This window comes from Curtobacterium ammoniigenes NBRC 101786 (assembly GCF_001571045.1).
Taxonomy (GTDB): Bacteria; Actinomycetota; Actinomycetes; order Actinomycetales; family Microbacteriaceae; genus Curtobacterium; species Curtobacterium ammoniigenes.
Window position 1 is genome coordinate 166,910 of sequence record NZ_BCSV01000003.1, and the last position, 12,937, is coordinate 179,846.

General features: G+C 67.3%; 12 protein-coding genes. 5 read left to right on the plus strand and 7 right to left on the minus strand.

The window, feature by feature from the left end; all coding sequences use genetic code 11:
• Positions 1–18: 18 nt before the first annotated feature.
• Entirely contained in the window at positions 19–954 is a 936-nt protein-coding gene (locus CAM01S_RS07830) for a heme o synthase (protein ID WP_066519138.1), read from the minus strand.
• Between the two features lie 306 nt (positions 955–1,260).
• On the opposite strand from CAM01S_RS07830, the gene tkt reads away from it, so the two are divergent.
• The 5 genes from tkt to pgl all read left to right on the plus strand — a co-directional run bounded on the left by tkt (position 1,261) and on the right by pgl (position 7,920).
• A complete protein-coding gene (gene tkt, locus CAM01S_RS07835) occupies positions 1,261–3,363 on the plus strand; it encodes a transketolase (protein WP_066519140.1) in 2,103 nt (700 codons plus the stop codon).
• Positions 3,364–3,483: 120 nt separating this feature from the next.
• Complete coding sequence (gene tal, locus CAM01S_RS07840) at positions 3,484–4,605, plus strand: transaldolase (protein ID WP_066519946.1); 1,122 nt, start codon at positions 3,484–3,486, stop codon at positions 4,603–4,605.
• Positions 4,606–4,631: 26 nt separating this feature from the next.
• The gene (gene zwf / locus CAM01S_RS07845) at positions 4,632–6,170 is read left to right on the plus strand and encodes a glucose-6-phosphate dehydrogenase (protein ID WP_066519142.1); all 1,539 of its coding nucleotides are present in this window, start codon (positions 4,632–4,634) and stop codon (positions 6,168–6,170) included.
• Complete coding sequence (locus CAM01S_RS07850) at positions 6,167–7,111, plus strand: glucose-6-phosphate dehydrogenase assembly protein OpcA (protein WP_066519144.1); 945 nt, start codon at positions 6,167–6,169, stop codon at positions 7,109–7,111. The genes zwf and CAM01S_RS07850 overlap by 4 nt, the downstream gene beginning before the upstream one ends.
• Before the next feature lie 38 nt (positions 7,112–7,149).
• The gene (gene pgl, locus CAM01S_RS07855; protein ID WP_066519158.1) at positions 7,150–7,920 is read left to right on the plus strand and encodes a 6-phosphogluconolactonase; all 771 of its coding nucleotides are present in this window, start codon (positions 7,150–7,152) and stop codon (positions 7,918–7,920) included.
• A gap of 152 nt (positions 7,921–8,072) precedes the next feature.
• On the opposite strand, the gene CAM01S_RS07860 is transcribed toward pgl, so the two are convergent.
• The 6 genes from CAM01S_RS07860 to whiA all read right to left on the minus strand — a co-directional run bounded on the left by CAM01S_RS07860 (position 8,073) and on the right by whiA (position 12,908).
• Positions 8,073–8,438 carry an RNA polymerase-binding protein RbpA gene (locus tag CAM01S_RS07860; RefSeq protein ID WP_066519161.1) on the minus strand — a complete coding sequence of 122 codons (366 nt, stop codon included), beginning with the start codon at positions 8,436–8,438 and terminating at the stop codon, positions 8,073–8,075.
• Between the two features lie 5 nt (positions 8,439–8,443).
• Positions 8,444–8,695 carry a preprotein translocase subunit SecG gene (secG, locus tag CAM01S_RS07865; protein WP_066519163.1) on the minus strand — a complete coding sequence of 84 codons (252 nt, stop codon included), beginning with the start codon at positions 8,693–8,695 and terminating at the stop codon, positions 8,444–8,446.
• An 84-nt stretch (positions 8,696–8,779) separates the two neighbouring features.
• Positions 8,780–9,559, minus strand: coding sequence for a triose-phosphate isomerase (tpiA, locus tag CAM01S_RS07870; RefSeq protein WP_066519165.1), 780 nt, complete (start codon positions 9,557–9,559; stop codon positions 8,780–8,782).
• Positions 9,556–10,773 carry a phosphoglycerate kinase gene (locus CAM01S_RS07875; protein WP_066519175.1) on the minus strand — a complete coding sequence of 406 codons (1,218 nt, stop codon included), beginning with the start codon at positions 10,771–10,773 and terminating at the stop codon, positions 9,556–9,558. Before CAM01S_RS07875 ends, tpiA begins: the two co-directional genes overlap by 4 nt.
• A 2-nt stretch (positions 10,774–10,775) precedes the next feature.
• Positions 10,776–11,780 (minus strand): type I glyceraldehyde-3-phosphate dehydrogenase, encoded by a 1,005-nt coding sequence (gene gap / locus CAM01S_RS07880; protein ID WP_066519178.1) that lies wholly within the window; start codon positions 11,778–11,780, stop codon positions 10,776–10,778.
• Between the two features lie 147 nt (positions 11,781–11,927).
• Entirely contained in the window at positions 11,928–12,908 is a 981-nt protein-coding gene (gene whiA, locus CAM01S_RS07885; protein ID WP_066519181.1) for a DNA-binding protein WhiA, read from the minus strand.
• Positions 12,909–12,937 lie beyond the last annotated feature (29 nt).

A 12,937-nucleotide genomic window follows, 5' to 3' on the forward strand; every position in this document is an offset into this window, starting at 1 on the left:
CCCGTCGGAGTCGGTCGACTAGAACGTGAACAGGCGCGGGAGCAGCGGGTCGATCCCGACCGCGAGGAACAACAGGGTCAGATACGTGATGCTGCTGTGGAAGACCCGCATGGGGTGCACCTGCTCGACGTGCTGAATCGCGCGACCGTAGAGCCGGTGCGATTCGACCACGAACCAGACACCTGCCGCGACGGCGACGACCGTGTACAGGATTCCCATGTGGGCGACTGGCACGAGCAGCAGGGAGCAGATGACGGTCGCCCAGGCATAGAGGATGACCTGCAGTCCGACGGCCGAGCGACCGCGTACGACCGCGAGCATCGGGACATTGGCCGCCGCGTAGTCGTCGCGGTATCGCATCGAGAGCGGCCAGTAGTGCGGAGGTGTCCACAGGAAGATGACCATGAAGAGGATCACCGGTGCCCAGCTGAGCGATCCCGTGACCGCCGCCCACCCGATGAGTACGGGCATGCACCCGGCCGCACCGCCCCAGACGATGTTCTGCGGGGTACGGCGCTTCAGCCAGAGTGTGTACACGACGACGTAGAAGACATTCGCAGCGGCGCTCAGCGCTGCTGCGAGCCAGTTGACGAGCAGACCGAGTTCAACGGTGGAGACCACGCCCAGGGTCCACGCGAACCAGATCGCCTCACGATCAGAGAGCACACCCGTGACGAGCGGGCGGTTCGATGTCCGCTTCATGACGCGGTCGATGTCGCGGTCGATGTAGCAGTTGAACGCGGCGGCCGAACCCGCGGACATCGCCCCGCCGACGAGCGTCCACAGCACGAGCCACAGATCCGGAACCCCTCGGGCGGCCAAGAACATCGTCGGCGCGGTCGTCACGAGGAGCAGCTCCATGACGCGGGGTTTAGTCAGCGCGATGTAGCCCCGGATCTTCTGACCAAGCCCGAATCGGGTTGGCGCTTGCCGGGCGATGGCGGCTGTCGGCATGAAACCTCTGTCTACGGAACGACGCAATGCTCCGCACCGTCGCGGGGCGGCCACATGGGCGTGACGGACCCGCCTAGTTTACGTGACGCGACGCTGGTGACGGGCTGCGCGTCATACGTCTCGGTCTGAACGTCGGCTGAGTGTCGATTCACTATGCTGAAGTCACCCGCCCGCAGAGCGCCCGACGAAGTGTGCCACCGGTCCCGTTGACCGGCGCTCCGGCGACCGGGACCCGGAGGGCGGCGACCAACCTCATGTGTGAGCAATCACCCGCACATGCCACCTCAAGAAGGGTCGATATCCAAAGTGGCTGAATTCACGTGGGACGCCATCGATCAGAAGGCCGTCGACACGGCGCGCGTCCTTGCGGCCGACGCTGTCGAGGCCGCAGGCAACGGGCACCCCGGTACGGCGATGAGCCTCGCCCCGGCCGCCTACCTGCTCTTCCAGAAGATCATGCACCGCGACCCGAGCGACAGCACCTGGGTCGGTCGTGACCGATTCATCCTCTCCGCCGGACACGCGTCGATCCTCCAGTATGTCCAGTTCTATCTGGGCGGGTACGGCCTCGAGCTCGACGACCTCGAGCACCTCCGCAAGTGGGGATCGAAGACGCCGGGGCACCCGGAGTACGGCCACACCGACGGCGTGGAGATCACCACGGGACCGCTCGGGCAGGGCTTCGCCTCGTCCGTGGGGTTCGCGTACGCCCAGCGCTTCGAGCGCGGCCTGTTCGACCCGGACGCCCCGGCTGGTGAGAGCCCCTTCGACCATCACATCTTCGTCATCGCTGGCGACGGCGACATGCAGGAGGGCGTGACCAACGAGGCCGCGTCGCTCGCTGGCCACCAGGAGCTCGGAAACCTCGTCGTCATTTACGACGCGAACCAGATCTCCATCGAGGACGACACCGACATCGCGTTCACCGAGGACGTCGCCGCCCGGTTCGAGGCGCTCCACTGGCACGTGCAGCACGTCGACTGGAAGAAAGGCCACGAATACACGGAGGACCCGAAGGCGCTTTTCGACGCCATCGAGGCTGCCAAGGCCGAGACCGGCAAGCCCAGCCTGATCGTCCTCAAGACGATCATCGGCTGGCCGTCCCCCACCAAGCAAAACACGGGCAAGATCCACGGCTCGGCGCTTGGCAAGGACGAGATCACGGGCCTGAAGGAGGTCCTCGGGTTCGACCCCGAGAAGACGTTCGCCGTCGACGCGGACGTGCTCGCGCACACCCGGAAAGCGGTGGAGCGGGGACAGGCCGAGCACGCCGCATGGCAGGAGCGGTTCGACGCGTGGGCCGCTGCGCACCCGGAGCAGAAGGCTCTGTTCGAGCGGATGCAGGCGAAAGAACTCCCCGCAGACATCGAGTCGGCGCTTCCGGTCTTCGGCACGGAGAAGGACATCTCGACTCGCGCGGCATCCGGAACGGTGATCAACGCGATCGCCGGTGTGCTGCCCGAGCTCTGGGGCGGCTCCGCGGACCTCGCAGAGTCGAACCTCACCACGATCGAAGACGCTCCGTCGTTCGTCCCGTCCCAATACGAGACGAAGGTCTGGGGCAAGGGCGACCCGCTGCGCGGACGCGTGCTGCACTTCGGCATCCGCGAGCACGCGATGGGCGCGATCCTCAACGGAATCGTCCTCCACGGCAACACGCGCCCGTTCGGCGGCACCTTCCTCATCTTCAGCGACTACATGCGGCCCTCCGTCCGCCTGGCGGCGCTGATGAAGGCGCCGGCGATCTACGTCTGGACGCATGACTCGATCGCGCTCGGGGAGGACGGCCCGACCCACCAGCCCATCGAGCAGCTCACCGCGCTTCGCGCGATCCCCGGTCTCGACATCGTTCGGCCGGCGGACGCGAACGAGGTCTCGTACGCCTGGCTGGAGATACTCCGGCACCACGACCGTCCGGCGGGCATCGCCCTCAGCCGACAGAATCTGCCGGTCTTCGAACGCGGCGACGGCGAGGCGACCTCGAGCACGCTCGCATCGGCGAAGAACGTCGCGAAGGGTGCATACGTGCTCGCGGAGTCCTCCACCGAGGTTCCCGAGGTGATCCTCGTCGCGACCGGGTCGGAGGTCCAGATCGCTCTGGCAGCGCGTGACCAGCTCCAGGAGCAGGGCGTCGGAGCCCGAGTGGTGAGCGCACCCTGCCTCGAGTGGTTCTTCGCGCAGGAGGAGGCGTACCGCGAACAGGTCCTCCCGTCGTCGGTCACCGCGCGGGTGTCGGTCGAAGCCGGCATCGCGATGTCTTGGCGCGACATCGTCGGCGACCGCGGCCGCAGCGTCTCGATCGAGCACTTCGGCGCCTCCGCGGACTACCAGACGCTCTACAAGGAGTTCGGCCTGACTGCCGACGCCGTCGTGTCGGCTGCGCACGAGACCATCGCCGCATCCAAGTGAGCGCGCGCGGGCCGGCCGTGTCTGACGGAACCGGCCCGCGCCTCCCGGCCGTGAAACATCCCGCGGCCCCCCGATGTTTCGACCGAGTTCTTCTCGATGTCGATGAAAGAAGGAACGACCATGACTGATACGACACCCACCGCCGCGCTCTCCGAAGCCGGCGTCAGCATCTGGCTCGACGACCTGTCGCGCGAACTCCTCGAGACCGGGCGCCTCGAGTCGCTCATCGCCGATCAGAACGTCGTCGGCGTCACGACGAACCCGACGATCTTCGCGTCCGCCCTTGCCAAGGGTGAGCGCTACGACGGGCAGGTTCGCGAGCTCGCCTCGCAGGGAACGCCCGTCACCGACGCGATCTTCGAGATCACGACCCAGGACGTCGCCCGAGCCTCGGACCTGTTCAAGCCGATCTACGACCAGACGAAGGGCTTTGACGGCCGCGTTTCGATCGAGGTCGAGCCGGGGCTCGCCCACGACACGCAGAAGACCATCGAGCAGGCCAAGTTCCTGCACGACAAGGTTGCACGCGAGAACGTGCTCATCAAGATCCCGGCGACGATCGAAGGCCTCGAGGCCATTTCCGAGACGATCGCCGCAGGCATCTCGGTGAACGTCACGCTGATCTTCTCCCTGGAGCGCTACCGCGCGGTGATCGACGCGTACCTCGGCGGTCTCGAGAAGGCGAAGGCGGCCGGCCACGATCTGTCGAAGATCCACTCCGTCGCGTCGTTCTTCGTGTCGCGTGTGGACACCGAGATCGACAAGCGGCTCGCAGCGATCGGCACGGACGAGGCGACCGCGCTGAAGTCGAAGGCGGGCGTCGCAAACGCGCAGCTCGCGTACGAGGTGTTCGAGCAGGCGTTCGCCACGGAGCGGGCTCAGGCGCTGCTTGAAGCCGGCGCGAACGTGCAGCGGCCGCTCTGGGCGTCGACGGGCGTCAAGGATCCGTCGCTGCCGGACACGCTCTACGTCGTCGAGCTCGTCGCTCCCCACACGGTCAACACGATGCCTGGCAAGACGCTCGAGGCGACTGCCGACCACGCCGAGGTCCGCGGCGACACCATCACAGGCTCGTACGCGGCTGCGCACGATGTGATGGATCGCCTTGCGGCCGTCGGCATCGACTACGACGACGTCGTGGCCGTGCTCGAGCGCGAGGGCGTCGACAAGTTCACCGTGTCGTGGGGAGAACTCGTCGACACCGTCCAGGGCGCGCTCGACGGCGCGCAGGCCGAGCAGTAGCAGGTCGAAGCAAGGAGGCGACTTCGATGGCACCGGTGGCGATCACCCCGGAGCACAACCCGCTCCGACTGCCGAGCGACCGGCGGCTCAACCGCATCGCAGGGCCGAGCACGCTGATCATCTTCGGCGTCACCGGTGACCTGTCGCGCAAGAAGCTCATGCCCGCGGTGTACGACCTCGCGCACCGCGGGCTCCTCCCTCCGGGCTTCGCGCTCGTCGGCTTCGCTCGGCGGGACTGGGAGGGCCAAGACTTCGCACAGGTCGTGTACGAGGCGGTGCAGGAGTACTCGCGCACCCCGTTCGACGAGGACGTCTGGCGCCAGTTGGCCGAAGGGATCCGCTACGTGCAGGGATCGTTCGACGATCCTGGCGCGTTCCGCGAACTCAAAGAGACGGTCGACCGGCTGGACGACGAGCGCGGGACCATGGGAAACCACGCGTTCTACCTGTCGATCCCGCCGAAGATGTTTCCGGTCGTCACGGAGCAATTGAAAACCTCCGGCCTGACCGAGCGGCGGGACGGTGCGTGGAGCCGTGTCGTCGTCGAGAAGCCGTTCGGCTCCGACCTGCAGAGCGCGCGAGAACTCAACGCGATCGTCGAGAGCGTGTTCGCGCCGGACGACGTCTTCCGCATCGATCACTACCTCGGCAAGGAGACCGTCCAGAACATCTTGACGCTCCGCTTCGCGAACCAGATGTACGAGCCGATCTGGAACTCGAACTACGTCGACCACGTCCAGATCACGATGGCGGAGGACATCGGCGTGGCCGGGCGGGCCGCGTATTACGACGGGATCGGTGCGGCGCGCGACGTGATCCAGAATCATCTGCTGCAGCTGCTCGCGCTCACGGCGATGGAGGAGCCGGTGTCGTTCAAGGCGGCCGACCTCCGAGCCGAGAAAGAAAAGGTGCTCTCCGCGGTCCACCTGCCCGAAGACCTCGCGACAGCCACCGCCCGCGGACAGTACAGCAGTGGCTGGCAGGGTGGGCAGAAGGTGCTCGGCTTCCTCGAGGAGGCCGGCATGAACCCCGACTCCACGACGGAGACCTACGCCGCAATCAAGCTCAACATCGCGACGCGGCGCTGGCAGGGCGTTCCGTTCTATCTCCGGGCCGGCAAGCGGCTCGGGAGGCGCGTCACCGAGATCGCGATCGTGTTCAAGCGCGTGCCCGAGGAGATCTTCGGAGCGGAACAGGCGCCGCTCGGGCAGAACGCGCTGGTGATCCGTGTGCAACCCGACGAGGGTGTGACCCTCCGGTTCGGGTCGAAGGTACCCGGCGTCGGCACGCAGGTGCGCGACGTGACGATGGACTTCGGGTACGGGCATGCCTTCACCGAGGCCAGCCCCGAGGCGTACGAACGACTCATCCTCGACGTCCTGCTCGGGGACCCGCCGCTCTTTCCACGCCACCAAGAGGTCGAATTGTCCTGGAAGATCCTCGACCCGATCGAGCGGTTCTGGGCCCGTGCAGGAAAGCCCGAACAGTACCGTCCGGGTACGTGGGGCCCGGCTTCGGCTGATGCGCTGCTCGCCCGTGATGGCCGTACTTGGAGGCGCCCGTGAAGATCGACCTGCCCAACACGAACGTGTCGAAGATTCAGCGCGCGTTGGTCCGCATCCGCGAGGAGGGTGGCGCTGTCGCGCTCGGCCGCGTGCTGACGCTCATCATCGCCACCGGCCTTGGCCGCGAGGAGGAGGCGATCGAGGCCGCCAACGAAGCGTCGCGTGAGCACCCGATGCGCGTCATCATCGTCTCGAGCAACGAGGGCGACCTCGCCTCCCCCGGTCGACTGGACGCGCAGATCCGGGTCGGAAGCGATGCCGGCGCGAGCGAGGTCATCGTCCTCCGGGCCTACGGCGAGACGGCGATCGACGAGGAGGGGCTCGTCACGGGCCTCCTGCTACCCGATGCGCCCGTGGTTGCCTGGTGGCCCGAACGCGCTCCAGTGAAGCCGGCCGAGTCTGCGCTCGGAAGGATCGCGCAACGTCGGATCACCGACGCCGCCAACCAGCGCGATCCCGCGGAGGCAATCCGCGCGCTCGGGGACTCGTATGAGCCCGGGGACACCGACTTCGCATGGACGCGACTGACGCTCTGGCGCAACCAGCTCGCGGCTGCGCTCGATCAGCCCCCGTATGAGCCCGTCACCGCGGTCGAGGTGTCCGGCGCAAGCGATTCGCCCTCCACGCTGCTGCTCGCCGCGTGGCTCCAGCTGCGGCTCGAGGTTCCCGTGACCGTGGTGACATCACCGCGCGCGACAGGCTCGAGCGGCATCCACGGTGTGAAGCTTGTTCGCCCGTCCGGGACGATCGAACTCGAGCGGTCGCTCGTCAACGTCGCCACCCTGTCCCAACCGGGGCAACCGACGCATCAGCTGTCGCTCCCGCGGCGGAACCTGCGTGACTGCCTCGCCGAGGAACTCCGTAGACTCGACCCGGACGTGCTCTTCGGAGATGTCGTCCGGTACGGGGTGCAGCAGCTGAGCGGTTCCTCGGCCGCCTGAATCCTGCCGCGTCCGCGGCCGACGAACACGGGAGTCCTGTGACGAACGAACGACGCGTGCTGGTGCACTCGGACAAGCAAGCGCTCGGCGCCTCCGTGGCGGCGCGCTTCATCACGAAGATCATCGATGTGCTTGACGAGCAGGAGCGCGCCGACATCGCGATCAGCGGCGGCTCGGTGACGACGCTGGTGCTCGCTGCGATCGCGCAATCGCACGCGCAGGGCAGCGTCGACTGGTCGCGCGTGCACGTGTGGTGGGTTGACGAGCGGTGGGTCGCCGCCGATGACGCCGATCGCAACGACGTGGGTGCGCAGGACGACTTTTTCGGTCACATCAGCATTCCGCGTGCGAACATCCACCCGATGCAGTCGAGCGACGCGGGCATGACCATCGATGAGGCCGCCGCTGCCTACGCCGACGAACTGCGGAGCGCAGCACGCGGCGACGCGGTCGCGCCGGCGTTCGACATCACACTGCTCGGTGTCGGGCCCGATGGGCACACCGCTTCCCTGTTCCCCGAGTTCGCGCAGCTGCAGATTCGGGACAGAGCCGTCGTGCCCGTGCACAACTCCCCCAAGCCGCCGCCGGATCGCCTCACACTCACGTTCCCCGTGATCAACGCGTCGAAGCGCGTGTGGGTCATCCTGTCCGGCGCCGAAAAGGCATCCGTGCTCGGGCTCGCTCTCGCAGGCGCGTCCGTTGACGAGGTGCCTGTCGGTGGCGTGCAAGGCCGGAAGCGGACGGTGTTCTTCGTTGACGAGGACGCCGCGCGCGATGTCCCCGAGAACCTCATCGCCGCGACCTACTGAGAACCCTTCGCCCGCCCGCACTCGCCCGACCCGGGACTCGACCGTGCGGAAATCGGGCGTTCGCGCCGTGGCATTGCCCATCCGTGGAGAACGACGAAGGGCCCGACTGGAGCGATCCGGTCGGGCCCTTCGACGTCGGCGGGGTAGTCGTGTCAGCTGCTCTGTGCGGTACCGCGGCGCTCGCGCAGTTGGCGCAGCGCGTCATCGAGGAGCTGCGCCGCCTCTTCCTCGGTGCGACGCTCCTTCACGTAGGCGAGGTGCGTCTTGTACGGCTCGGTCTTCGCGACCTGCGGCGGGTTCTCGCGATCGCGGCCAGCAGGAAGACCAGTCGAGGGTGAGTCGACGGTCTCTGGGATTTCCTCGTCCGGGAGCCCGGCCGCGAAGTAGCGGACGACCTCGTTGCCGAGCGCGTCCCAGTAGGAGATCGCGACCCGCTCGGCGTGCACGCCGCGGTCTTGCTCTCCCATGGGACCAGCGCCGACGCGCGACCCTCGAATTGCACTACCGCCAGATGCCATACGGATCAGCTCCCTGATGCGAACTTGTTGATGAGTCCGAGCACGACGATGCAGACGACCCAGACGAGGCCGAGGATCACCGTGATCCGGTTGAGATTGCGCTCGGCGACGCCGGACGCTCCGAGGTTGCTCGTGACGCCGCCACCGAACATGTCGGAAAGGCCGCCGCCGCGGCCTTTGTGCAGCAGGATGAGCAGGGTCAGCAGCAGGCTCGTGATTCCGAGCAGAACCTGCAGCACGACGGAGAGAATCGCCACGACGAACCTTTCGTGTCTATGAGCGGGGTCGAGTATACCTGGGCGCGTCCGGATCACCGGGATCGCGGTGCCGGATCTGCGCGGTCAGCGGCCGACGTGGTGCTTGTACCGCGCGATCGCCGCGAACTCCGTGGCGTCCAGGCTCGCTCCGCCGACGAGTGCGCCGTCGATGTCTGGCTCCCGCATGAAGCTTGCGATATTGCCGGACTTGACCGAGCCTCCGTAGAGGATCCGTGTGGGCGCGGCCCGCTCGTCCCCCCACGCTGTCTGGATCGCGCGGCGCAGCGCGCTGCAGTCCTCTTGCGCCTGCTCCGCCGTTGCTGCCTGACCGGACCCGATCGCCCAGACGGGCTCGTACGCGACGACGATGTCCGCCGGGGCGACGGAGTCGAGCACGACCTGCAGCTGCTCGACCGGGACGACGCCGGCACCGCGAGCGGTCCGATCCTCCATGGTCTCGCCGACGCAGACGACGGGGACGAGGCCGTGACGAACCGCCGCCGCAGTCTTCGCGGCGACGATCTCGTCAGTCTCCCCGTGCATCGTGCGACGCTCGGAGTGCCCGACGATCACGTAGGCGGCGTCGAGCGCTTTGAGGAACGCACCGGAGATGTCCCCGGTATATGCGCCTCCGTCATGCTCGGACAGGTCCTGCGCACCGAACCGGATCTGCAGTTTGTCTGCGGAAATCAGCGTCTGCACGCTCCGGAGATCGGTGAACGGCGGGAACACTGCGACTTCGACGCCGTCGTAGTCGTAATGGGCGTCCTTCAGCGTCCACGCGAGCTTCTGGACGGTGGCGATCGCCTGCAGATGGTCGAGGTTCATCTTCCAGTTGCCGGCGATGAGTGCGGTGCGGCTCATTTGCTCCACCCCAGCGCTTCCAGGCCCGGCAGCGGCTTGCCTTCGAGGAACTCGAGACTCGCTCCGCCCCCGGTCGAGATGTGCCCGAACTGGTCGTCGCGGAACCCGAGGCTCCGAACTGCGGCCGCTGAGTCGCCACCGCCGACAACACCGAGCCCGGGCACCTCCGTCAGCGCGTCGGCAACGACACGCGTGCCCGCTGCGAAGGCCTCGAATTCGAAGACACCCATAGGGCCGTTCCAGAACACGGTGTTCGAGGCGCGGATCGCAGCGGCGAACCGTGCCGCCGTCTCCGGCCCGATGTCGAGACCGATGCCGTTTGCCCCGAAGGAGGACTCCTCGATCGCATCGGCCGGGACGACCTCGTGCGACGCATCGGCAGCGAACGCCGAAGCGACGACGACGTCGGTCGGAAGGTCGATCGTCACGCCGAGTTCGTCGGCGCGTTCGAGATATCCCCGAACCGTGTCGATCTGGTCGTGCTCGAGGAGCGACTTGGCGACGTGATGCCCCTGAGCGGCGAGGAACGTGAACAGCATGCCGCCCCCGATACAGAGCGTGTTCACCTGCGGGAGCAGGTGCTCGATGACGCCGAGCTTGTCGCTGACCTTCGACCCGCCGAGGACGACCGTGTACGGCCGTTCGGGGTTCGTCGTCAGTCGCTGCAGCACGTCGAGCTCGCGCTCGATCAGGAGGCCCGCTGCACTCGGCAGCGCCGCCGCCAGTTCGAAGACGCTCGCCTGCCGCCGGTGAACGACACCGAAGCCGTCGGACACGAACGCGTCCCCGAGCGCGGCGAGCTTGTCGGCGAACCCTTGTCGGGTCTCCGCATCCTTCGCGGTCTCTTCCGGGTTGAAGCGGAGGTTCTCGAGGACGAGGACCTCGCCGTCGGCGAGTTGATCCACCGCCGCAGTCGTCGCATCGCCGATCGTGGTCGGAACGAACCCGACAGGCCGATCGAGGAGCTCACCCAACCGCGTCGCTACGGGGCGGAGCGAGAACTCGTCCTTCCGCTCGCCGTCTGGACGGCCGAGGTGCGAGATCACGATGACCCGCGCCCCGGCGTCCAGGAGCTGCGTGAGCGTCGACAGCGAGGCGCGAATGCGCCCGTCATCGGTAATGGCGCCGTCTTGTAGGGGAACGTTGAGATCGCACCGGACGATGACGCGCTTTCCGGCCAGGTCGCCGAGGTCGGCGAGGGTGCGGAGCGCCACGACTAGAGACGGTCCGCGACGAACTCGGCCAGGTCGACGAGACGGTTGGAGTAGCCCCACTCGTTGTCGTACCAGGACGTGATCTTCACGAGGTTGCCGATCACCTTGGTGAGGCCCGAGTCGTAGATCGACGAGTGCGGGTCCGAGGTGATGTCGGTCGAGACCAGCGGGTCCTCGCTGTAGAGCAGGATGCCCTTCAGCGGCCCGTCAGCGGCAGCCTTGTACGCGGCGTTGATCTCGTCGATGGTGACGGGCTTCGACGCCTCGAGGGTCAGGTCGGTGATCGATCCGGTCGGGACCGGCACGCGGAGGGCGAAGCCGTCGAGCTTTCCGGCGAGTTCCGGCAGGACGAGACCGATGGCCTTGGCGGCCCCGGTCGACGTCGGCACGATGTTGAGCGCGGCGGCCCGGGCACGGCGCGGGTCCTTGTGCGGGCCGTCCTGGAGGTTCTGGTCCGCGGTGTACGCATGCACGGTGGTCATCAGGCCGCGCTCGATGCCGAATGCGTCGTTGAACACCTTCGCCAGCGGCGCGAGGCTGTTCGTGGTGCAGGAGGCGTTCGAGATGATCGTGTGGTTCGCGGGGTCGTAGGTGTCCTCGTTGACGCCGAGCACGATGGTGACGTCGTCGCCGGTCGCGGGCGCTGAGATGATGACCTTCTTCGCACCGGCCTCGATGTGCTTCTTCGCATCGGCGGCCTTGGTGAAGAATCCGGTCGACTCGATCACGATGTCGACGCCGAGCTCGCCCCACGGAAGGTTCGCGGGGTCACGCTCAGCCAGAACCTTGATGGGCTTGCCGTCGACCACAATGTTGTCGCCGTCCAGCGTGACCGTCGCAGGCAGCTTCCCGGTGATCGAGTCGAACTTGAGGAGGTTGGCGAGCGCCGTGTTGTCGGTGAGGTCGTTCACTGCGACGATCTCGAGCTCGGAGCCCTTCGCGAGCGCTGCTCGGAAGAAGTTGCGGCCGATCCGGCCGAAGCCGTTGATACCGATCTTGACGGTCAATGGGTCTCCTGAGGTGTCAAGTGCGCGCGAGCGCTGCGATGCGGAGGTGCAGGCGTGACCGCCTGCGGTGTGGTGGACGATACGCCCCGTGACGTCGCCACTCCGACAGTATCAGCCGCTCGGAACCGATCGGGTCGCGTGACGTTCTCAGACCTGTTCGAGGTCTTCCGGGAGGTTCGCTTCGGTGCCGGGGATGTCCAGTTCAGCGGCCCGCTTGTCCGCCATCGCGAGGAGACGCCTGATGCGTCCGGCGATCGCGTCCTTCGTCATCGGCGGGTCAGCGTGCTGTCCGAGCTCGTCGAGGCTCGCATCGCGGTGTGCGAGGCGGAGCGAACCGGCGTACTGCAGGTGGTCGGGGATGTCGTCGCCGAGGATCTCGAGGGCGCGTTCGACGCGGGCGCAGGCCGCGACGGCAGCCTGAGCGGACCGCCGGAGGTTGGCGTCGTCGAAGTTCACGAGGCGGTTCGCCGTCGCTCGGACCTCGCGACGCTGCCGGAGTTCCTCCCAGTCCGCGTTCGTTCGCGCGGCGCCCATGGTCGTGAGCATGGCGCCGATCGCCTCGCCGTCGCGGATGACGACACGGTGCACGCCTCGGACTTCCCGGGATTTCGCCGGGATGTCGAGCCGGGATGCCGCGCCGACGAGTGCCATCGCGGCTTCGTTGCCCGGGCAGGTGACCTCCATCGCGGCGGCGCGCCCGGGGTCAGTCAGGCTGCCCGCGGCGAGGAACGCGCCGCGCCAGATCGCGGCGAGGTCCTCGCGGTTGCCTGTCGTGAGCCGGTTCGGCAGACCGCGGACGGGTCGGCGCCGCGCATCCATGAGCCCGGTCTGGCGCGCAAGCGTCTCCCCCGACTCGAGGACCCTGACGAGGTAGTGCGTTCCGCGCCGTGACGACGCGGAGGCGCCGACACTCGCCTCACTCCGGACCCCGTACAGCTCAGCGAGGTCCTTGCGAACCCGGTGGACAATGATGCGGGTGTCGAGTTCGACCTCGATCGCGATCCGACCGGAGATGACGTGCAGTCCGCCGGCGAACCGCAGGATCGTCGCGAGTTCCGCCGCTCGCACCGTGTTGCGATTCACGACGACTCTCGCGAGTTCGTCTTTGACCTCGGCAGTCAACGGCACGGCATCATTCCTAACGTTCGGAAGGGGCG